General features: G+C 56.2%; 20 protein-coding genes. 11 read left to right on the top strand and 9 right to left on the bottom strand.

Going from position 1 to position 21,905, the window contains the following annotated elements:
• Window positions 1-141 precede the first annotated feature (141 nt).
• Window positions 142-744, top strand: a complete 603-nt coding sequence (locus IEX74_RS12075; RefSeq protein ID WP_188814251.1) for a hypothetical protein — start codon at window positions 142-144, stop codon at window positions 742-744.
• 228 nt (window positions 745-972) lie between these two features.
• Window positions 973-2,094: an SPL family radical SAM protein gene (locus IEX74_RS12080; protein WP_373285564.1), complete on the top strand. Its 1,122-nt coding sequence runs from the start codon at window positions 973-975 to the stop codon at window positions 2,092-2,094.
• A gap of 72 nt (window positions 2,095-2,166) precedes the next feature.
• Here the strand turns inward: IEX74_RS12080 and IEX74_RS12085 are convergent, their stop codons facing one another.
• From IEX74_RS12085 to IEX74_RS12095, 3 genes are read right to left on the bottom strand one after another with little or no spacing between them, the layout of a single operon-like run.
• Window positions 2,167-3,126, bottom strand: a complete 960-nt coding sequence (locus IEX74_RS12085) for a hypothetical protein (protein ID WP_188814252.1) — start codon at window positions 3,124-3,126, stop codon at window positions 2,167-2,169.
• A 32-nt stretch (window positions 3,127-3,158) separates the two neighbouring features.
• On the bottom strand, window positions 3,159-4,790 hold the full coding sequence (locus IEX74_RS12090) for a hypothetical protein (RefSeq protein WP_188814253.1): 1,632 nt from the start codon (window positions 4,788-4,790) through the stop codon (window positions 3,159-3,161).
• Window positions 4,787-5,335 (bottom strand): RNA polymerase sigma factor, encoded by a 549-nt coding sequence (locus IEX74_RS12095; protein WP_188814254.1) that lies wholly within the window; start codon window positions 5,333-5,335, stop codon window positions 4,787-4,789. Before IEX74_RS12095 ends, IEX74_RS12090 begins: the two co-directional genes overlap by 4 nt.
• A gap of 304 nt (window positions 5,336-5,639) precedes the next feature.
• Between IEX74_RS12095 and IEX74_RS12100 the strand changes: the two genes are divergently transcribed.
• Window positions 5,640-6,440: a PhzF family phenazine biosynthesis protein gene (locus IEX74_RS12100; RefSeq protein ID WP_188814255.1), complete on the top strand. Its 801-nt coding sequence runs from the start codon at window positions 5,640-5,642 to the stop codon at window positions 6,438-6,440.
• A 212-nt stretch (window positions 6,441-6,652) separates the two neighbouring features.
• On the opposite strand, the gene IEX74_RS12105 is transcribed toward IEX74_RS12100, so the two are convergent.
• The 4 genes from IEX74_RS12105 to ruvC form a co-directional block, all read right to left on the bottom strand.
• Entirely contained in the window at window positions 6,653-7,354 is a 702-nt protein-coding gene (locus tag IEX74_RS12105; RefSeq protein ID WP_188814256.1) for a hypothetical protein, read from the bottom strand.
• Window positions 7,354-8,664, bottom strand: a complete 1,311-nt coding sequence (locus IEX74_RS12110) for an LVIVD repeat-containing protein (RefSeq protein WP_188814257.1) — start codon at window positions 8,662-8,664, stop codon at window positions 7,354-7,356. The genes IEX74_RS12105 and IEX74_RS12110 overlap by 1 nt, the downstream gene beginning before the upstream one ends.
• 181 nt (window positions 8,665-8,845) lie before the next feature.
• Window positions 8,846-9,061, bottom strand: a complete 216-nt coding sequence (locus IEX74_RS12115) for a KTSC domain-containing protein (RefSeq protein WP_188814258.1) — start codon at window positions 9,059-9,061, stop codon at window positions 8,846-8,848.
• Window positions 9,062-9,147: 86 nt separating this feature from the next.
• Window positions 9,148-9,780, bottom strand: a complete 633-nt coding sequence (ruvC, locus tag IEX74_RS12120) for a crossover junction endodeoxyribonuclease RuvC (RefSeq protein WP_188814259.1) — start codon at window positions 9,778-9,780, stop codon at window positions 9,148-9,150.
• Between the two features lie 24 nt (window positions 9,781-9,804).
• Between ruvC and IEX74_RS12125 the strand changes: the two genes are divergently transcribed.
• From IEX74_RS12125 to IEX74_RS12155, 7 genes are all read left to right on the top strand, one after another.
• Window positions 9,805-10,809, top strand: a complete 1,005-nt coding sequence (locus tag IEX74_RS12125) for a lysylphosphatidylglycerol synthase domain-containing protein (protein ID WP_188814260.1) — start codon at window positions 9,805-9,807, stop codon at window positions 10,807-10,809.
• Window positions 10,806-11,984, top strand: coding sequence for a glycosyltransferase (locus IEX74_RS12130; RefSeq protein ID WP_188814261.1), 1,179 nt, complete (start codon window positions 10,806-10,808; stop codon window positions 11,982-11,984). The genes IEX74_RS12125 and IEX74_RS12130 overlap by 4 nt, the downstream gene beginning before the upstream one ends.
• 80 nt (window positions 11,985-12,064) lie before the next feature.
• Window positions 12,065-13,648, top strand: a complete 1,584-nt coding sequence (locus IEX74_RS12135) for a glycoside hydrolase family 43 protein (protein WP_188814262.1) — start codon at window positions 12,065-12,067, stop codon at window positions 13,646-13,648.
• 247 nt (window positions 13,649-13,895) lie between these two features.
• Complete coding sequence (locus IEX74_RS23235; protein WP_229755248.1) at window positions 13,896-14,435, top strand: c-type cytochrome; 540 nt, start codon at window positions 13,896-13,898, stop codon at window positions 14,433-14,435.
• Window positions 14,436-14,532: 97 nt separating this feature from the next.
• Window positions 14,533-14,790: a winged helix-turn-helix domain-containing protein gene (locus IEX74_RS12145; RefSeq protein WP_188814263.1), complete on the top strand. Its 258-nt coding sequence runs from the start codon at window positions 14,533-14,535 to the stop codon at window positions 14,788-14,790.
• 1 nt (window position 14,791) lies between these two features.
• On the top strand, window positions 14,792-15,991 hold the full coding sequence (locus IEX74_RS12150; protein WP_188814264.1) for an ABC transporter permease: 1,200 nt from the start codon (window positions 14,792-14,794) through the stop codon (window positions 15,989-15,991).
• A gap of 81 nt (window positions 15,992-16,072) precedes the next feature.
• Window positions 16,073-17,311, top strand: coding sequence for a PP2C family protein-serine/threonine phosphatase (locus IEX74_RS12155; RefSeq protein ID WP_188814265.1), 1,239 nt, complete (start codon window positions 16,073-16,075; stop codon window positions 17,309-17,311).
• Between the two features lie 120 nt (window positions 17,312-17,431).
• Here the strand turns inward: IEX74_RS12155 and IEX74_RS12160 are convergent, their stop codons facing one another.
• Together IEX74_RS12160 and IEX74_RS12165 are read right to left on the bottom strand one after the other, a co-directional pair.
• Window positions 17,432-18,907, bottom strand: a complete 1,476-nt coding sequence (locus IEX74_RS12160; protein WP_188814266.1) for an O-antigen ligase family protein — start codon at window positions 18,905-18,907, stop codon at window positions 17,432-17,434.
• Window positions 18,908-18,979: 72 nt separating this feature from the next.
• Window positions 18,980-20,062 (bottom strand): GumC domain-containing protein, encoded by a 1,083-nt coding sequence (locus tag IEX74_RS12165; protein WP_188814267.1) that lies wholly within the window; start codon window positions 20,060-20,062, stop codon window positions 18,980-18,982.
• 157 nt (window positions 20,063-20,219) lie between these two features.
• Here IEX74_RS12165 and IEX74_RS12170 point away from each other — a divergent pair, with 157 nt between their 5' ends.
• Window positions 20,220-21,875 (top strand): amidohydrolase, encoded by a 1,656-nt coding sequence (locus IEX74_RS12170; RefSeq protein WP_188814268.1) that lies wholly within the window; start codon window positions 20,220-20,222, stop codon window positions 21,873-21,875.
• Window positions 21,876-21,905 lie beyond the last annotated feature (30 nt).

Here is a 21,905-nt window from a genome sequence, read left to right on the forward strand (position 1 = left end):
GCGCAAACGAAGTTCTAGGTCTGGACTTGTGGTAACTGCTAAGTCTAATCGATGAAATAAGCTGGTTGTATTTAATTTAAAGAAGATAGGTAAGGGGGATTAAGAGTAAAACTTTGTAAAACATTTATTAAAAACACTCAGATGAATTTAATTAAACAAAAGAGATACTTAAATTATAGAACTATTGAGTTTAGAGAAGAAGATATTATGTATTTGCGTGGTAATCTAATTGGTTCTAAACAGGTAATAATATCATATGAAGAAATACAATATGAAAAATTGATTCGAGAGTTTAAAATTGATAGATTCTATATGTGGGTTTGTATACTTTCAGGGGTGACAATGATTAAGTCTATCGCTTGGCTTATCGAAAATTCGCATGGGATAGCTACAGGGCTGCTTCCACTATCCTTTATTTTCTTTGTTGTGTTCTTGATAACAACTTTACTAAGCAGAAAACATGTCTTGTGCATTCCAACTTATTCATCGGGGATGATTGAGCTTTATGATAACAATCCCTCTGAGGCTGATATAAAAGAGTTTTTGAATGCGCTTAAAGAACGAATACATGGTTTCTTAAAACGTAAGTATACGACTATTGACAAGGATTTGCCTGTAGAGCCCCAGTTGGAAATGTTGCTATGGCTTAAGCAAAGAAATATATTAAGCGGTGATGAATTTGCTTCGCTGAAGCAACAACTTATAGGGAATCAGTCGGGAGTTAGAGGGTTTAACAGAGACTAACGCGCTGAGTTGTATTAATCGGAAAGTGGTTAGCTACAAGTCTTGAATTACTCCAAGAGTTTTGCAATCACAACAGTGCTCACAGTTCCGAAGCCGCTATAGAAACCTAGCTAGGTAGCTTACTCAATCACCAAAAAACACCACCAAAAACCTCCCCAAAACCCACCCAAAAAGGACCTATTCCGGCGCTCGGTGTGTTACCTATACACAGCCGAAAAACGCCTTCAGATGCTCCAAACAGCCCTTTTTGACGAGTTGCCCGTTCTTACTCCCAGTCCGGCCGCAGCGCCTGCGCCGCAGCCGCTGACCCACTCGGCGCGGGTGTGGCTGCCCAAGCGGGTGCTGTTCACGCCCGACGCCCTGATGGAGGAGTTTGGCCAGCAGATGTACGAGCGGATCACGGCTCAAGGCCTGCCCGTGGAAGTGCTCAAGAGTAACCGCATCACCGGTTTGCGCGGCGCCGATGAGCGCGAGACCTACCGCAACGCCAAGAATACGCTGGCCGTGGTGAAGGCGCCGCCGAGCAACTTCCGCCTTCAGCCCACGCCGCCTTCCGCCGACTGGCAGATGAACCTGGCCGAAGGCTGCCCCGCCCACTGCCAATATTGCTACCTGGCCGGCAGCCTGCAAGGGCCGCCGGTGGTGCGCGCCTACGCCAACCTGCCGGAGCTGCTGCGCAATACCGCTCAGTATGAGCAGCCCGGCCGCGTGACGAGCTTCGAGGTGAGCTGCTACACCGACGTACTCGGCATTGAGCACCTGACCGGGAGCCTGGCCGAGTGCATCCGCTATTACGGCACCCGCGAAGGCGCGCAGCTGCGCTTCGTGAGCAAATACAACCAAGTAGATTCGCTGCTCAACCTGCCGCACAACGGCCGCACGCGGGCGCGTATCAGTCTGAACGCCGAGCAGATTGCTCGGCGCATGGAAGGCGGAACTGCCTCGGTGGAAGCGCGTTTGCAAGCACTGCGGAAGCTAGCTTTGCCGCGGGAGCTAGGTGGCGGGGGCTACCCGGTAGGCATTATCCTAGCGCCCATTATGCAGATTCCGAACTGGCGCGAGCACTACCTAGGTTTGCTCGACCGCATTGCCGAGGTGATGGATTTTCCCTGCGACCTGACGGTGGAGTTCATCACGCATCGCTTCACGCCAGGCTCCAAAGACGTGCTGATGGAGTGGTACCCCAACACCAGCCTCGACTTCGACGAGGCCAAGCGCGCCGTGAAGCGCAACAAGTTCGGCGGCACCAAGTTCGTGTACCAGCCCGAAGACATGCGCTCTATGAAGCAGTTCTTCTACCAAGAGTGGCAGCAGCGCTTCCCCAACGCCCCGATTCAGTACTGGACCTAGGTTCTGGTAAAAGCAGAGAGGTCAGGCGGAACTCCGCCTGACCTCTCTGCTTTTTGTTGGGCGATGATCGAGCTATAAGCCCCGAATAGCGGCTACCGCGGCTTCTTCACTCACGGCCGAAATGCTCGGGCTGAACATCTGATTGGTGCCGACCTGCAAGGTCTGTTGGCCGAAGAAATAGGAGCCGTTTACATTGCGGAGTACAACTGCCGTAACTGCCAGTCCTTCCGGAATGTTCGGGGCGGAGAAGATATTGTCGCTGCTCTGCGAATACGCGCGCACGCTGGTATTCAGGGACTTAAATACCAGAAACACCATTGTGTTTTTGGACTGCACATCGTCGCCCGACACTGCTATGCTCACGGTGGTTTGCTGTCTGGCATCTACAAGGCGGGCGCAGCTGACCCAACCTAGGCTGTCGTTGTTCAGGCGCAGGCGGTAGGAGCGGGGCTGGCTGGGCAGGCTGTCTTGCACCACCGACGAGCTGATATCGGCGCTCGACTGCGGCAACCAGCTGAATACATTCTTGCTGGTGGTGCCGTAGAACACGGCCATGTTGGAGAAAGTGGAAAGCCGGGAATTTCGGAAGTGCAGGCGCACATGCGCCGTAGGGTTCAGGCGCAGTGTGTTGCTGCCCTGCCTCGCTTTCAGGTAAAACTCGCCGCCCGCTTCGAGTAGCTGCTCGCTCGCCGTGCTCGGCAACGCGCTCAGCACCATGTCGGCCCGGCTTAGTACCTCGCGGTATTCGATGCTGATCGGCTCGGGGTTTGGGCGGGCACCGCTGGGCAGCACAAAGGCATTGGCCGGAATTACCAGCCTGTTGCCCTGGGCCGTTCTGAGCTGGAAGCTGTCGGTAGCGGCCGCCAGGGTGAAGAGCTGCCGCGGTGCGCCGTGCACCGCCACAAACGCCGCCAGAGTATTTACTTCAGCCGGCTTCGCGCCTACCGTCAGCAGGTCCGAGTCCTTCTGGCAAGCCGTCAGCAGTAGGCTGATTGCCAGAGCGAAGCGCCAATGTGAGTACGGCTTGAGCATAATTGAAAAATAAAAAGACAACCTAGGCAGGCTCATCGCAGATCGAAGGATACGCCCGTGCGCATGCCGGCCGAGAGAATGTGCCGGGCCGAACGATCCGGGGTTTGAGCAAGCGGCGTTAGCAGGTAGTTGAAAGTTGGTTGTAGGCTCAAGTTCCACCGCCCGGCTAAGCGGTAGCGGAGGCTGCTGCCCGCTGTAAGCCCCAGGCTGACCATCCGAAACGGGCTCTTACCTAGGTTCCATGAATCCTGGTCGCAGCCGCAGCCGCTTGCCTGGGTGGTGCGGCCCCCCACGTACAGGTTGGCTGTCGCGCCCAGCGTCAGGCCGTAGGAGAAGCGCCCCGCCGTACCAAGCTGATACTGAACCTGCAAGGGTACCGAAACGAAGCGGTACACGTCGCGGTGCCGTACCCGCTGCTGCTCCTCCTCGTTGCTGCTGGGAATAGAATCGGGTACATACAGTGTGTTGAACAGGCCATTTGTGGTATATTCCAATACAGGACGCCGGAAGCTCTCATACACCACCACGGGCTGCTTCACCGTCAGGTCGAGGCGAGTAGCATACTCGGAGTAGCCCAGGCCGGTGAGCAGGCTGAGGCGCGGCGTGAGGGCATAGGTCAGACCTAGCTCAGCCGAGTAGCTTTCGGCCGGCCGCTCCAGCTTTTCCATTTCGCTCTGCACCGGATCGGTGCTCAGCCGACCTAGGTGCCGGTACGAAAGCGCCGGGCCCAGTAGTAGCTGCACCGCCAACCGCCGCGCCGCCGTAGTTGGCAGCGGAGGCGGAGGAGAAGGGGGGCCAGGTACGGACGCTACCAGCGGCGCACCTAGGTCTGGTAAAGCCAAAGTAACAGGCAAAGAGGATAAAATAGGGAAATCGGGTGCGGGAGCTAGGGCAGGCGCAAGTACGGTTCTGGCTTGCGTAGTTTGTGCAGGTTCGGTGTTGATCGATGCGCTGGTAGTTGGCGCAGGAGTCTGGCCGTTGTCAGAAAAAGCCTCACGCTGCCTTGCTACAATAGCTACTTCAGCGGCATTGTTCGGCTTGCCTGATCTGTTGCTAAGCTTCGTACTTCGTTGATTAACAGAAGGATTTAAAAGTGATTCTGCTGAAGATCCGCGCCGCGAACGATGTGCAGTAGTTGCCAGACTTGAGGGAGAAGCTAGGGTTGATGCAGCTGACGGGCTACCCTTGCGTTGGAAGTTAGTGCGTGATTCATCACCACGAGCTGAGGAAGAAGTAACCGCATCAGAACCAGCTGGCGCAACTGTTGAGTTCTCAGGTAAAGTAGCATCTTTAGAAGGTGGTGTAGTGCCCGCCAGCGGAGTAGCAGCCGAGCCAGCCGACACAGGTGCGCCCCCCGACCTAGGTACGGACGATGAGCGGCCCGCTGAAGTTGCCAACGCACCTTCACCTGCCGAGCCTTTCCCCCAACCCGACCAGCTTGATTGATAATAGCGAGCCACCAGCACCCCACTGACGATCAGGAAGAGCACGCCGAGCGCCAGCACCACGCGCCGGGTGTGGCGGCGTGGGCGCAACGCCGGTGCTGGCGCAGCCGGCACTCGCTTACGGATGTTCGCCCACACCTCTTCCGAGGGCTGACTTCCGTAGTCGGCCAGCTTGCGCCGCAGCTCTTCGTAAAGTTCGTCTGAGTCAGGTTCTGTCATTTCAATTCAAACTTGTCATTCGCCAGCAGTCGTTCTTCCAGCAGCTTGCGGGCCCGTGAGAGCTGCGATTTGGAGGTGCCTTCCGAGATGCCGAGCAGCTCCCCGATTTCGGCGTGCGAGTAGCCCTCAATGGCGTAAAGGTTGAGCACCGTTCGATAGCCGAGTGGTAAGGTTTGGAGCAGGCGCAGCACATCATCGGCGGCAAGCTGGTCGAGCGACGAGCCATCGGGGCTGGGCACCTCCAGGGCTTCGTCGGACTCTACCTGCAAGCCACGCTGCCGCGCTTGGTGGTACGTAGTCAGAGCGGTATTCACGGCCACGCGCCGGGCCCAGGCTTCAAATGGTCCCTGGCCCCGGTACTGGTCGAGGTGCGTAAATAATTTCACGAAAGTGTTCTGCAACGCATCTTCCGCTTCCACCCGCGAAGGGCAGTAGCGCAGACACACCCCTAGGAGCCGGTAGGCCAGCGCGTCGTACAAGGCGCGTTGGGCCGCCGGCTCACCTCGTCGGCAACCTTCCAGAATAGCGTCGAGTGCTGGCGGCATCAGGCAACGGAAGCGACGGAAGTGGGGAGTAGGAGCAGTAGCCTTCCGCACCCATGACTGACCTAGGTCGGGAGGGGTTGCGCGGGCGGGTAAATAATTTGATTATTTCGCTTCGCTACCAATATAAGCAGAAAGCCTTTTGCAGCGGCGTCCGTACTTTCGGGCCGAGTGCGAAACAGGGCCTAGGTTGCCCGGCAGCCTGGTCCGGAGGTTTTGCAACCGGCTTATTTTAAGCAGCTTCATCATTATCTCATTGCTAGTCAGATCTTCCCATTCCAACTCCTGCCTCCTAGCTCCTTAGCTTATGCTGCTTCCACTTTATCAGGTCGATGCTTTCACCGACCATGTTTTTGCCGGCAACCCAGCGGCCGTGTGCCCCCTCACTGAGTGGCTGCCCGCTGAAAAAATGCAGGCTATTGCGGCCGAAAATAACCTCGCTGAAACGGCTTTTTTTGTGCCCCGCGGTGGCAATGAGTATGATTTGCGCTGGTTTACGCCAGCTGTAGAAGTGGAGCTGTGCGGCCACGCTACCCTAGCTTCGGCGCACGTTCTGTTTCGGCACCTCAACTTCAAGGCGGAAGAAATCATCTTTCACTCCCGCAGCGGGCCGTTGCGCGTGCAGCGCCAGGCTGATGGTCGCCTGTCGTTGGACTTCCCGAGCCGCCCGCCCAAGCCGCTGACCCAACATCCTGATGGTCTGCTTGATGGCCTGGGTGCCACGCCCGTTGCCATACTGGCCGGGCCAGATCTGGTGGCGTTGTTTAACACTGAAGAAGAAGTGCGCGCCATAAAACCCGACCAGACGCACCTGGCCAAAGTGGAGTACCGCGCCGTAATTGTGACGGCGCCCGGCAGCAACGGCGTCGATTTTGTATCCCGGTTTTTTGGCCCGCGCGTGGGTGTGCCCGAAGACCCCGTAACCGGCTCGGCCCACACCACTCTGATTCCGTATTGGGCTGAGCGCCTCGGTAAAACCGAACTGTTTGCCCGGCAGGTTTCGCCCCGTGGCGGCGACCTATGGTGCGAGTTGCGCGGCGACCGGGTGCTAATCAGCGGCCACGCCGTGACGTATTTGAAGGGAGAGATTGAGCTGACAGAAAGCTAGGTTTTGTCACCTGAGAACGTCTGGTGTTGAACGTCCAAAATTGAACGTCATTCCGACGGTAGGAGGAATCTCGCGTGCTGAGGTTGTGCTGCTAATACCAGCCGAGTGGATCACCATTGCACGCGAGATTCCTCCTTTCGTCGGAATGACGTTCTGATAAAAAGCGGTAGAGATGCTTCGACAAGCTCAGCATGACCGTTGAAAGCGACTTTTCAGCGCAGCGCCAGGCCAACTTTCACGCCGCCGGGGAAGTACCAGCCGCGGTGGCCATAATCAGAGGTGCCGACGCGGTAGGCTGCGCCGCCGTAGCTTTGGCGCAAACCCACGCCCGCGTATAAATCCAGGGAGACCCGCCCAGGTAGCAAAGGCGCCTGGTAGCCGACCTGCACGGAGCCTCCATAGCGGTTGATGGTGCTGGTGTGTTTTACGAGGCCGTATTCGGAATAAACCAAGCCGTCGGAATCTGTGCGCTCCTGCCAGGCTCTGGTGTGATAGACCATCTGAAATACCTGAAAATGTGGCCCGTAGCTAACATACCAGCCGGTGGGGTATGTCGTTTTGGATGCTTTCAGGTAGAAACGGTGCTGCCCTTGCAAGCCAAAGCCGCGCACTTTTTCATTCTCCCGCTGGCCTTCCGGGGACCAGTAATAATAGTACGGCGCTCTATTAGGTTGCCCGGCAGGACCTAGGTAGAGCTGCGGCGTGAGCGTAAAGCTTTGCTGCGGGTGGTGGCTGCGCTGTTGTTCCAGTTCCACCCAGTAGCCACTCACCACTAGGTACTGCGGTACTGCTTTGATGACCAGCGGATTGCTGGAAGCTAGGTTTTGGCCTTTCGCCACCAGACCTAGGCATAGCAGCAAAGGCAGCAGCCGGGCGCCCCGGTGTACCGGGGCATTCAGTTGGCCGATACGCATTAGTTAGCGGACGAAATGGAGAGCATACTCAGCTTTTCGAGCTTGTCGCCGGTGTAGCTGTATTGGTACAGGCCATCGGCGCCAATTGCCATTAGAACGCCTTGATCTGGAATGACATCCACAACGTTGACCGTGAACTTCTGCTTCTGAGTGAGAATCGGCGCCTTGCTCTTGTCAAACACTTTCAGGCCATCGGCATCGCAGACAAACAGCAGGTCGCCATCCACTCCCAGGCCCTGTGGACCCGCCATGGGGTAGGTCTTGGCTAGTTTCGGCTGGCTCAGGTTGGTCAGGTCAATTACCTGAAGCTCGTTGATGGCCGCGCCGCCGCACGTCCGTCCGCTGCGCAGCGTCACGTAGGCATAATGGTCGTCGACCACCACAGGGTCGCAGCTCATAAAGTGTTGGAAGTAAGACAGCTGTTTGGGTGCCTGCGGGGTGGCTACGTCGAAAATGTACATGCCGCGCTGGGTTCCCAAAAACAGGTAGTGGTCTTTGGGATAGATGGTTTCGACGCCGAACGATAGCGGAACTTTAGCGCCGGGCGCCGGATTGCGCGGATCAAGCAGGTCGAACAGGCGCAGGCTGTTATCGTCAACGATATAGAGGGTTTGACCCAGCACCGCAAAGCGGGCCAGCGAACCGCCTTTGCCCGTGGCGCCGGGTGCGGGGCTGGAGGCCGCGCCAGGGGCTGAGCTTAAGGCAAATACGTTTCTGGAGTCGAACAGCCAGATTGGGCCGGAACTCGGCGCCGGCGCGTTGTTCTTGAGTTTCTGCCAACCCACCACGAGCATGTTGGCCGGTCGACTGTAGGGAGTGCAAGCTGAATTAAGGCCATAATCCGTAGGTGCGGGTAGTTCCCGGAAGGCGTCGCGCACGCGGCTGGCTATGCGCACGGCCTGCGGATTCGAGATGTCGATGGTCACCAAGTCCGGGCCATTATCAACGTAGAGCAGGTTGCCCTTCACGGCCATGTCGATGTTGCCGGGTACCCGCAGAAAGCTGATCGGCTGCGGATGCTTGGGGTCTTGATTATCAATAATATGAATGCCTTCGTAGCGCTCGTTGATAAAAAGATAGCGCCCGAGCAGGTAGATCTTGCCCGTGTTGTGCATGGCTCGTGCGGGCAGCGCCGTCACCGACTGTTCCAGCATCTCGCGCGACATTAGTTGCGGGCAATAGCTGTACTCCCCGTAAGAATAACCCCAGCCTACAATTCCGGGGCTAGGTTGTGGTTCTTCCTTTGAGGAACAGGCTGTTAACCCTAGCAGCAGGCACCAGCCAAATAGATACGTAAAGATTCTGGACATACAACAACGAGCATAAGGTGGGAGAAGGAAGCGCTTTGTTCGGCAGAATGCCAACAGCAAAAGCCTTTTACCTCAGAGCCAGTTGCTGAAAAGAAGGTTGCAAGTCGATCAGCTAAATTTCTTATGTAATAGAAATTTGCCTCAATTTACTTGCAATCAGTTCAGAAATCAGAAGCTAGCTTTACCGCACCTGCTCGCGGCCATAGCCGCTCTTTTCCAGCACCTGCTCCACGAAGAGCGCCTTGCCCGGCACTGTCAGCAGGCCCTGATACACGGCCTCGCTCACGCCGGAGTAGCGCACGAGTCGGCCGTTACGGTATTCAATTTCCAGCGCTTGGGTAGCAGCATCGTAGCCGATGGCTTTAAGGGAAGTAGAGCGGATAGGCTGGCGTTTCATAAGGCTATAATTTTGTTAGGAACCTAGCCTGGGCTGCAACAGTCTTACCAAAATTCTAGTCTCTCAGGAAATGACTCTGCTCTTATCTACTTTGCCTTGACGGCCGTCTTGGTGGGCTTCTTGGCCGCGGCACCGCTGGCTAGCCGTTCGGGGTTGTCGGCCAGGAACTTACCCCAGCTTTTGCCGCCGGCTTTCTGGTTGTTGCCCTTCTGGTAGTGGTGGCACACGGCCACGGCCAGCGCGTCGGTGGCATCCAGAAACTTGGGCGCGTCCTCGACGGGCGGTAGATTCAACGTCTGGCGCAGCATATGCGCTACCTGCTCTTTGCTTGCTGATCCTGAACCGGTTACCGACTGCTTTACTTTGGTGGGGGCGTACTCCACGTACGGAATCTGGCGGGAGAGGCAGGCCGCAATAGCCACGCCCTGCGCCCGACCTAGCTTGAGCATACTCTGCACGTTGGTGCCGTAGAAAGGGGCTTCAATGGCCAGCTCATCGGGCAGAAACTCCTCGATCAGCTCGATCATACGGTCGAAGATCTTCTTTAGCTTTACGGCGTGGTTTGTGCCCAGCGACTTCATGTTAATCACGTCGTAGCGCAAGACTTCCACCTTCGAGCCCGTGACTTCGATGATGGCGTACCCCATGATCTGGGTGCCAGGATCGACGCCCATGATGAGTTTCGGAAGGTCAAGCGAAGAGGTGGGATAAACAGCCATTTACTACAAATCTACACACGAAACTTGGAACTGACTTCGCGCCGGAGACTACTGGTGGTGGCGGGCAAGCTGCTCGTGACGCTGCTCACGCTGGGCCTGCTCTACCATTCCGTGTTTGCCGCCCCCGATACGGCGGCCGCGTGGCGCGCTTTGCTCGCCTCGGCCCTCACTGGCGCCGGTCGTGGGCCGGTGCTGCTGGCGCTGGCGCTGGTGCCCGTCAATTGGGGGCTGGAGGCGTGGAAATGGTGGCGGCTGGCCCGGCACCTGGAGCCGGTGTCGTTTCGGCGCAGCTTCCGGGCGGTGCTGGTAGGCCTCACCCTAGGTTTCGTGACGCCTAACCGCGTGGGCGACTACGCGGGTCGAATCATCGAGTTGAAAAGCCGTCGGCTGGATGCGCTGGGCGCGGTTTTTCTGGGGCGCTACTGCCAGCTGGTTGTCACGGTAGTGGCGGGCTCTATGGGGTTATTATACTTTCTACTAGTCTTTTACCTGCGTAACTATCCGGCCTCGGGGCTAGGTGTGACTGTGGCCGCGCTGGCATTGAACGCGGCCGTTTTGCTGCCGCTCTACCGTAGTCAATTATTACTGACAGCGCTGGCGCTGATAAAGCCCTTGCGTCGGTTTCAACCGTACCTGGCCGTGATGCCGACCTACCCAGCCCGAACTCTGCACGCGGTGCTGGCCTTGTCAGGCTTGCGCTATCTGGTGTTTGCGGGCCAATTCGGCTTGCTGCTGCTGGCGTACGGCGGGCAAGCGCCATTCGGACCCGGCGCAGCGGCTATTGCGGGCACTTTTCTGCTCAAATCGCTGGTTCCTTCGCTTAATGCGCTGGCCGATGTAGGCGTGCGGGAACTCTCGGCGACGCATTTGTTTGGGCTGCTAGGCCAGCCGGCGCTGCCGGTTCTGAGCGCCAGCCTGAGTTTATGGGTGCTCAATATTGCCCTGCCCAGCGCGTCGGGCCTGCTGTTTGTGTTGCGGCTCAAAGTATTTCGCAAGAAGAAGGCGGTCAAGCCACTCGTCGCCTCATGAGTGCAGCCGCGCTGACATGGATGGTGGCCGCCGTGCTAGGTCCGGCAGCACTATACGCGGTGGCTATGGTGCATTTCCGGCGGGCCTGGCAGCAATTGCCGATACCTAGGCTGCCGGTGAATCCGACTGCGCAACATGTTGATAGGGTTTCTCTTACGGTAATCATCGCAGCCCGCAACGAAGCCGCCAATCTGCCGCACCTGCTCACCGACCTAGGTCGGCAAACCTACCTCGCGCAAGGTGGCAAAGTAGAGATTATCGTTGTCGACGACCACTCCACCGATGGCACCGCCGTCGTGGTGGAGCAAGCTAGGTTAGTTAGCGTTTTCCCGTTGCGCCTGCTGCGCCTCGCCGACCAGCCCCAGCCGGCAACCGGCAAAAAAGCCGCCGTGCAAGCTGCCATTGCTGCTGCCCGTGCCCCGTGGGTGGTGCTCACCGATGCCGATTGCCGGGTGACGCCGGGGTGGCTGGCAGCACATGCCGCGGTGGCCGCCGAGCCGGCCGCGCAGTTTGCCAGCGGTCCGGTGCTGCTCACGGGGCGGGGTGCGCTGGCGGCGCTGCAAGGCGTGGAGCTGGCGGCGCTGGTCGGGGTAGGAGCGGCCGGTATCGGCCTGGGCCAGCCCACCATGTGCAACGGCGCCAACCTGAGCTACCGGCGCGCTGCTTTTTACGCCGTGCAAGGCTTTGCCGGCAACGCCCACGTCCCGAGCGGCGACGATGAGTTTCTGCTGCACAAACTCTATAAAGCGTATCCGGAAGGCATTCACTTTCTGAAGGATAGCGCCGCTATTGTACGGACAGCCGCGCAACCTAGCCTACGTGCGCTCCTCATGCAGCGCGTGCGCTGGGCGAGTAAGTGGCGCCACTACGAGCAGGCTGCGCCGCGCCGTCTGGCCGTGCTAGTGCTGCTGGCCAACGTGGCGCTACTAGCCGGACTAATCGGGTCGTTTTTTCAGCCGCAGGGCTGGCCTTTCGTGCTGGCAGCCTGGGCGTTGAAGCTAGGTGCCGATGTGTGGTTTCTAACGCCGGTGCTGGGTTTTTTCCAGCGCCGGCAGTGGCTGGGCTGGCTGCCGGTGTTGCAGCTGGCTTACGCGCCCTATGCGCTGGCAACGGGCCTGCTGGGGTTGCGCGGCGGCTACGTGTGGAAAGGCCGTAAGATTCAGGCAACTACCTAGGTGCCAAGCTAAAGCAAGAGGTTTCTCCTTGGCAATAGTTAATGATAACTTACGGCCTCAAGCTTTAACTACTGCGCCGCATGAATAAGACGTTTATCTTCTTGGTATTGGTTTTACTTTCCAGGCTGGCGCAAGCGCAGGTATGGATACCCGATAACGGAGATGGAACCTATAAAAACCCTATTATCTATACTGATTATTCTGACCCCGATGTAATTAGGGTAGGTGATAATTATTATATGGTGGCTTCCAGTTTTACGTGTCAGCCCGGAATACCAGTGCTGCACTCCAAAGATTTAGTAAACTGGAAAATCATTAATTACGTCTATTCTACTTTGCCTTTTGATCGTTATCAGAAACCGCAGCACGGCCAAGGCTCGTGGGCACCTTCTATTCGATATCATAAGGGTCGATATTACGTGTATTTCTGCACGCCCGAAGATGGCTTATTCATGGCTTCGACCACTAATCCGGCGCAGAAATGGGAATTACACGTTGTGCAGAATGTAGGCAATTGGGAAGATCCTTGCCCTTTTTGGGATGATGATGGGCAGGCTTACTTACTGCATGGCCGCGTAGGAGCAGGGCCGGCGATTTTGCATAAAATGTCATCAAATGGAAAAAAGCTGCTTGATGATGGGAAATTAATTTATCAGGATGATAAAAAGCAGCCTACGTTAGAGGGATTTAAATTCATGGAGAAGCGCGATGGATATTATTATTTCGCCGCGCCTGCTGGTGGTGTGGGCACCGGCTGGCAATCGGTTTTTCGCTCCAGGAATATTTATGGTCCTTACGAAGACAAAGTCGTGTTGGAGCAGGGCAAAACCAACATCAACGGTCCGCACCAGGGCGGCTTCGTGAGCACCCAGACCGGCGAGTGGTGGTTTATCCACTTTCAGGACAAGGACGCTTACGGCCGCATTGTTCATTTACAGCCGGTTACCTGGAAAGATGGTTGGCCGGTCGCGGGCCAGGATGCCGACGGTGACGGCACCGGCGAACCCGTGCTAACCTACAAAAAACCGAATGTGGGTAAAAGCTACCCAGTAGAAGCGCCGCAAACCTCCGACGATTTTTCGCAGCCTACCCTAGGTTTGCAGTGGCAATGGCACGCCGCCCCGCACAAAGAATGGTATACCCTGAATCCGAAGTCTGGGAATATTCGCCTCCATGCTATTTCGGCACCTACGGATAACGGAAGTTTATTTTACGCTGGTAATTTATTGCTCCAGAAAGTTACTGCGCCTGCCTTTTCGGCTACAACAAAAGTTGATTTGAAGGCAGAAAATAGTGGCGAACGGGCAGGGTTAGCTGTTATGGGGAACTATTATACTACTATCTGTCTAGAGAAAAGTGCTTCGGGAAATCGTGTTGTATTATCTGAAGGAAAAAGGCAGGATAGAAAATACTTGTTGCCGCAGGAGTTAACTAGCGTTGATGTAAATACCCAAGCTATATGGTTTCGAGTAAAAATTAATGATGATGCTACTTGCTCTTATTATTATAGTATTGATGGGAATTCCTACAAAGAAATTGGTGATAGGTACAAAGTTGAAAAAGGAACTTGGATCGGCGCTAAAGTTGGTATATTCTGCATCAATCCTAGCATCATAAGCAGCAAAGGCTACGCTGACTTTGATTTTTTCGCTGTGACTAAATAGCAAACTCGAAAGGTGTGGATTGCTTCTGTGACAACGACAGTCGGAAACGGCTAGCTACGTTGTAAATGCGACATCAGTCTGCAACTTCTTAGTGGTCTACCTAGGTTTGGGAGCTAGAGGTTTCTAGAATTCAGAAAGTGTAAATGGACATGAACAAAGGCCAAATAAATAGCACTAAATAGTTGAGCTTGTAACGTTTCACTGGTACTTTTCCTGTGTTACTCGCTCACCTTAAAACCCTACTGCTATGTCCAGATTTGCCCTCGGAATGTTCTCCTTTTTGATTGTGCTACTGGTCGGTTTGGCTGGCGTCGTGGTGTTTGCGGGTACGGGGTTGCTGAATAAGCAAGAAGAAGGTGTTTGTGGTAATCCTAATGAAGTCGCATTAGACACCACCTTAATAGAAACATCAGATTCTACTGCAAATGCATATCAGGTAGCTTCTAACACTCTATCACAGGAGGACATGGCAGTAGTGGAGGCTGGTGATGCTTTATTCAAAAATAACTGTGCTCAATGTCACGCTGTCTTTGATGTGGTAGTAGGCCCGGCGCTGAATGATATTACCAAACGACGCTCAATTTCCTGGCTTATTCCCTGGGTAAAGAACTCCAGCAAAGTAGTAGCCTCCGGTGACGAATATGCAGTGAAGTTGTTCAATCAGTATCAAGAGCAGCAGATGCCTAGCTTTCAACTGTCAGATAAGGAGATAAAAAGTATAATCAAGTACATAGAAGTAGAGAGTCCTAAGTCAATAGTAAACTCTACAGCTGCAATAGTCGATTAGCTGCTAATGCTAGCTCTATAGAAGGAGCTACTCGCTCGTTCGCAAATCCCGCCGCACGGCGTTACATTTGCTTACCTTCTGCCCACTACCTGCCACCGTGACCGACCCTGAATTCGACATTCTTGACGAGCTATACTTCGTCACTTCTTTCCGCGACCTAGCCCAGCGTACCAAGCTCGCGCCTGCTGCGCTGGAACAGCATTTGCGCGAATTGCTGGAGCAGGAGTACGTAAAGTGCTTCTACCCCGACCCTGACACGGAGCAGGCGTACGAAACCACCTCTTTCGGCGCCATTGCCCGCGACTGCTACTACCTGGCTACCAAAGCGGGCTTGCTGGAGCACAATACCCGCTAAAATGAGCACTGTGGTTTCTGCTCCGGCAGCCGGACCTAGCCCTGTGCTGCCGCCCGCTCGTCCGCCGAGCTACTACGTGCAGCAGCGGCTGTTCCAGAACCGGCCAGCGATGGCGGGGCTGGCGTTTATTGTGTTGTGCACGCTGGTGGCGCTGGCCGGCTACTGGGTTTTACCCGACAACTCGCCGGATGCCAACAACGGCATCGTGCAGCTGCAAAAGGAGGCACCCGGCTTCTCCGCTACGATTCTGCGGCTGCCATTGGCGGACTCAACGCGGACCAGCTCGGCGGATAACCCGCTGACTATCTGGTGGCGTGGCCGGGAACCGCGCTTTCAGGAGGTGCCCATTAGCAGCTACCAGATCGTTGGCGACTCGGTGCGGGTGGCGCCTTACCAGAACCACAGCGCCCTGGCCGACCAGGCCCAGCGGTACTCGCTGGCGCAGGTAGCCGGGCGCCCCGGGTCAAGTACCGACCTAGGTCGTATCGTGCGGGAAGAGCGCCTCATCAAGCGCACCTACTGGCTCGGCACCGATAAAGCCGGCCGCGACGAGTTGAGTCGTCTGCTGCTCGGCACACGTATCTCTTTGGGTATCGGGCTGGTAGCGGTGCTGATTTCGCTTGCGCTTGGTATGGCCATCGGGGCGGTGGCGGGCTATGTGGGCGGCTGGGTTGATAGCCTGCTGCTCGGCATGATGACGGTAGTTTGGAGCATTCCGGGCATCATGCTGGTCATTGCCATTTCGCTGGCCCTGGATAGCAAGGGCGTCTGGACTTCCTTCGTGGCCGTGGGCCTCACCATGTGGGTTGATGTGGCGCGCGTGGTGCGCGGGCAGATGCTGAGCTTGCGCGCCGCTACCTTCGTAGAAGCCGGCCGAGTGCTAGGTTTGTCGCAGACCCGGCTCATCATTCGGCACCTGCTGCCCAACATGACGGGCCCGCTTATCGTAATTGCAACCAGTAACTTCGCGGCGGCCATTCTGCTGGAAGCTGGTCTGAGCTTTCTGGGGCTGGGGGTGCAGCCGCCTGCGCCATCCTGGGGGCTGATGGTCAACGAAGGCTTTCAGCTGCTGGGCACCGAGGCCGGCCTGTGGCTTACGCTGTTGCCGGGGCTGGCTATCAGCTTGCTGGTACTGAGCTTCAACCTGCTCGGCAACGGCCTGCGCGATGCCTACGATCCGAAGACACTCATAAATGAGTAATTAGCAGCCTGATAACGCTCGAAGAAGTAAGTTATCGACGTATTTGCTAGCTACGCTTTACACCCGATTACCATTCGCCTTATGCCTACTTCGCGCCCGATATCACCCGAAAAACGGTTGTTTCTAAAGGAAAGGGAGCTGAGCGCCTTGCTGGAAATCACCCAGGCCATCAACCACGACCCCACGGAAGATGCGCTCTATAAAATCTTTCAGTTCACGCTGTTAGGGCAGCTTAACATCCGTCGGTTGGTGCTCTATGTGAAGGAGGAGAGCAGCTGGCACTGCGTGGTTTCTTTTGGCGCTGGCCTACCCGATTTTCGCCGTATTCCGCTGCCTGATACCATCAATGAAACCTGCACGAGCAACCCATGTCTGGTACCCACGCTGCACCTAGGTGGCGAATGGGAAAAGCTGGAAATGGTGATTCCTGTGGTTAATAATGGCGAGGTAATGGCCTACGTGCTCATCGGCAACGTGCACGAAGACTACGTGAGTGAAGAAGCTACCAAGTTTCTGGAAACGCTCAGCAACATTCTGATTGGCGCCATCGAAAACCGCCGCCTGGCCCGGCAGCGCGTCGAAGCGGCGGCCATTCGCAAGGAGATTGAGATTGCGCAGGAGGTGCAAACCATGCTTTTCCCGCGCAACCTGCCCAACGACAGCCATGTGGCCGTACACGCCAGCTACGTGCCGCACGCGGCCATCGGCGGCGACTACTATGATGTGGTTCCGATTGATGCTGAGCGGTTTCTGTTTTGTGTCGCCGATGTGTCGGGGAAGGGCGTGCCGGCTTCGCTGCTGATGTCGAACTTTCAGGCGGGCCTGCGCACGCTGTTGCGCCAGCAGGCAGACCTAGGTACGGTGGTGGCAGAGCTGAACAATCTGATTTATCGTAACGCCGTGTCGGAGAAATTTATCACGGCTTTCTTCGGCATTTACAATCGCGCCACGCGTGAGCTGCAATACGTGAATGCCGGCCACAACTCCGCCATCCTGCTCACCGACGACAACGAGCACCAGCTGCTGGCCGATGGCACCACTATGCTCGGGATTTTCGAGGACCTGCCTTTCCTAAACACGCACCGGGTGCAGGTGCCGCCTCGCTCACTGTTGCTCACCTACACCGATGGTCTCACAGAGGTGTTTGACGAAGCCGAAGGCGAGTTCGGCGAGGAGGGTGTGCTGGATTTTCTGCGCAACACCCACTACCTGCCCTTGCCTACGTTGCACCGGGAGCTACTGGCTAAAATCAAAGACTTCAACAGCAAAGGCGCGAACTTCTCCGACGACATCACCATTCTAAGCTGCCGGTTTAAGTAAGTTTCTGGTGCTTGGTACGGGTGCAGTAGGAACGCGCCACGGCGCGTTCGTCGTTGAACGATGCCGCTTCGCACCTCCTGTGGGCACGTTACCCAGACCAGAACGCGCTGTGGCGCGTTCCTACTGCACCGGCGTTTCCTGCTCAATCCATTCTTCGGCCCGCATCAGTAGAGCCAGGCCGATAAAGAAGAAGGAACCCGTTTTATCGACTTCGATAATCTCGTTCAGCAGCAGGTGGAAAATGATGATGAACAAGGAAAGCCCAGCTGCCAGTACCACACGCCGGTTTTCAGGCGAACGGCTGCGGTGGTAGAGCCGCTGCATCGTCAGTAGGGCGGTACTCAGAAGCGTCACAAACAGCAAGAACCCTGGAAAGCCCTGTTCCGCCAGTTGAAGCAGAAAGTAGTTGTGCGTGGTGGAGTGTTCCGGGTTGTCGCTCACGTAAGTGCGGAAGCTCTTGACGGTGTAGCGTTTATACTCTGGATAGAAGGTGGCCGGGCCGCTGCCGGTGATGGGTTTTTCACTGATCATCCGGGCGGCGGCTACCCAGCGATAAAGGCGCTCCATGCCGGACAAGTCTTCCAGCTTATACGTGGCTTCCAAGTGCTTCTCGAAGTCTTTCCCATTGAAAATGGTCTTCTCGAAGTCTGGCGCGTACAGCATGTAGTTGTTCTGATGCACGAAATAGAGGGAACCGCCCAGTGCCGCCACCGCCGCGCCGACCAACACGAAAGCAATCAGGCGCCAGCGCACGGCCAGGTAGAAGAACCCGGCCAATGGCAGCGCCATAATGGAGGCGCGCGTGTAAGAAAGCAGCACCCCAAATAGCAGTAGCCACTGGGCGGCACGCCAAGCCGTGCGCTTCAAACCAGGGGGAGTAGAGCGCGCCGCGTAAAAAGCGTAGGGCAGCAGCAGCGCCAGCACTGCCGCGTAGATAACGTGATTGAGGTAAAATGGCTGAATGGAAGGGTTGATGGCATCGAAGGCAAAGCCGCGCTCAGCGTGGCGGATTGCCGTGTAAACAACCGTTATGGAAGCACCGGCTATATAGAAGGCAACCATCCGCCACACGTCGGCCGGGCGCCGCACAATGTTCAGGGTAACAAAGATGAACGGGCCGATGTACCAGGTTTTCGCCAGTAGATACTTGATAGACTTAAGTGTATCAACCGACGAAAAAGCTGATACACTAGCCCATAGTAGCATCAGCCCCAGAATAATAATGAAAGGGTGCCCCCAGTAACGAGCTGTGATGCCGCTACGGCCCAGCAAAACGTTGGCTCCGAAGCAGCTCAGCAAAATAAGCATGAGCGGCTCGGAGGGTACATCCATGCTCAGGCCGCCGGGCAACTGAATCTCGCGGGAAAAAGCTAGGGCAAACAACAACAGGTAGTACACCCAACGCCAGTCGGCGAGCAGCACGATGAAGCCCAGCAACGCCGCCGGCACCGCCAGCCAAACCAACGAATCAAAGAGGATAACGCACGCGCCGCTCACCAGCAGCACGCCCATAAACACCATGAACAAGCGCTGGGCGTTGTTGCGCGGGTGCAGGCTGGCCAGGAAGGTAGTGGCGCTGTTCGAGGAGGTTTCCATAAACTATCGAAGCCCTTTGCTGGCAGCGCTAACCTAGGTGCGAATAACCTAGGTTAACGCTGCTGCCGGAAATTACTCTACCCGGCGCAGGCGGCTCAGACCTAGGTTGCCGCGATAAAGCTCCAGCAGCGTGATGAAGATGATAGATAGCACCAGCGTTATCATCACCGAGGACACCACGATCAACGAGCGTACTGGTTTCGCCTTCTTCGTAGCGGGTAAGGCTTTTTGAACAATATAAATAGAGGAAATGCGGCTGCTAATTGCCAGCCGGGCAGTTTCGTAGGCACCGCGGGCCTCTTGCAGGCGCGTCTGGACGTCGTTGAAGCGGCTGTACAAACCTGTAATCAAATCAAGGCCGGTAGTGTAGCTTTCCAGGTTGTAAGTATTGCCACCATCTGCTTGCGTAAGTCCTTTTAAAGCGCGCCGCAAACCAGCGGCTCGACCGCTGTTGCCTTCCCCCTCAGCGCGCCGCAATTCTGCTTCAGTTTCAATAATTTCCTTGGCTAGGTAGCGCGATTCGCGGTCCATGCCATACACGCCGTAGCGACGCCGCGCAGCCAGGAGGCTGTCGTGGGCCTGAACAAATTCCTTCTCCAGGAAGGTTGCCCGGTCTTTGTACAGCTCGATGATGCTGCGTCGGTTCTCGTAGGTAAGCTGCTGATTAATAGAGTCAATAACGTATACCAGTGTGTTCGCCATACGCGCAGCCAGCACCTTATCTGGGTCTTCAATGGTGAGCTCAATCGCATCACGGTCGTTGTGAACAATATTGAGGCTCTTGTCAAAGGCATCTAGGGCATCCTGCTCCGCCTTTTCATCCCCGGGCGAGCCTACATTGTAGTGCCTGTATAAGTCAAAGCGCTGAATCATCAACTCCGCTACCGGCTGCGATTCGCCAATGGTAATAACCCGGTCGAGGTCTTCGGCCCGGCCTCCCAGCTGGAGCTTGCCGCCCTCGGCCACAATACGGTCGGGGTCAGTCGTTTCGGGGTTGGTAGGATAAAACACCGCCGTCGACTGGTAGATATTAGGCAGCAAAAACGCGACCAGCAGGCTCAGCAGAAAGGCTAAACCAACTGCTGCGAGCACTAAATTTTTCCACCGGTTAATAATGGGCCAAAGACCCATGAGCGAATAGGTTCGGGATGACATGGAGTAGAAAATAACCAACTTCCGCAGCGCTGGCCGAACCCCGGCAGTCTGCATATTGGGCAAAGCTACTCGATTTTCCTTGTATTACGAGGGTTGAGTTTGCACTCAACTATTTAACAGTAATGTGGTTCACGCGCTGGCTTTCTATCTTGCCGCCATGAACCATTTTTCGCGCTTACGTTACCTGCTGCCTGTGCTAGCTAGCCTGGTGGGCTGCCAGACAACTCCATCCGACTCGGTCGACCTAGTAGTCTACAATGCCACCGTCTATACCGTCGATTCTACTTTCTCCCAGGCGCAGGCTTTCGCCGTGCAAAACGGCAAGTTCGTGGCCGTAGGGAGCAACGACGACATTCGCCGCCGCTACAAAGCAAAAGAGGAGGTGGATGCGCAAGGGCAGTTTATCTATCCGGGCTTCTACGATGCGCACTGCCATTTTTACCGCTATGCCCTAGGTTTGCGCGATGCCAACTTGGTAGGCACCAGCTCGTGGCCGGAAGTGGTGGCTAAGCTCACGGCCCAGCGTCAGCAGTATCCACAGGCCGCTTGGCTCACCGGGCGCGGTTGGGACCAAAACGACTGGCCGGGCAAGCAGTTTCCGACCAAGGACACGCTGGACAAGCTTTTCCCCAACACACCCGTTTTCATAACCCGCGTAGATGGTCACGCGGCGTTGGTCAACCAAAAAGCGCTGGACCTAGCCGGCGTCACGGCCACTACGCCCATCAAGGGCGGCACCATCACGCGCAATGTGCAAGGGAAACTCACGGGGCTGTTGGTCGATAATGCCGTGCGACTGGTATCGGGCAAAATCCCGGAACCAACACCTGCTGAGGCAGATGCGTCTCTGTTGCAAGGTCAGCAGAACTGCGTGGCCGTGGGCCTCACCAGCCTTGCCGATGCCGGTCTGAACAGGGCGGATGTCGAGCGCATGGAGAGTTTGCAGAAGCAGGGCAAGCTGAAGCTGCGCCTCTATACCATGCTGAACCCAACCAAGGAAAACAAGGCCTATTATATCCCGAAAGGACCTAGCTTCACTGACCGCCTCACCATTGCCTCCTTTAAAGTGTACGCCGATGGTGCCCTGGGTTCGCGCGGGGCTTGTCTGGTGGAGCCCTACGCTGACCGGCCCAAGGAAACCGGCTTTCTGCTTTCGACCGAAAAAGAATACCGCGCTTTGGCTAAACAGCTAGCTGATAGCAAGTTTCAGATGAACACGCACGCTATCGGCGACTCCGCCAACCGAATTATTTTGAACATTTACGGCGAAGCCTTGCACGGCCAAAAAGACCGGCGCTGGCGCATCGAGCACGCACAGGTTATCACGCCGGCCGACATGCCGAAGTTTGGACAGTTTGGCATTGTGCCGTCGGTGCAGCCCACGCACGCCACTTCCGATATGTACTGGGCCGGTGAGCGGCTAGGTTCGCAGCGCCTCAAAACGGCCTACGCTTACGAGGAGCTGCGCAAACAATACGGCCAAGTGGCGCTCGGCAGCGACTTCCCGGTGGAAGACATCAACCCGCTTTTCGGCTTCCATAGCGCCGTGGCGCGGCAGGATGCCAAGAACTACCCGGCGGGGGGCTTTCAGATGGAAAATGCGCTTTCCCGCCCCGATGCGCTGCGTGGCATGACGACTTGGGCCGCGCACGCGGCTTTTGAGGAAAAGCAGAAAGGCCGGATTCAGCCCGGCATGGTGGCCGATTTCGTCGTGCTGGACAAAGACCTGCTGAAGGCGCCCGCACCCGAGTTGCGCGGCGCTAAGGTGCTGCAAACCTGGATCGGGGGTGAGCAGGTTTTCAAGCAGAAGTAAACGCTCTAAATAGAGTAAAAGCAAAAGCCG

This window comes from Hymenobacter cavernae (assembly GCF_014641455.1).
In the GTDB taxonomy this organism is placed as follows: Bacteria; Bacteroidota; Bacteroidia; order Cytophagales; family Hymenobacteraceae; genus Hymenobacter; species Hymenobacter cavernae.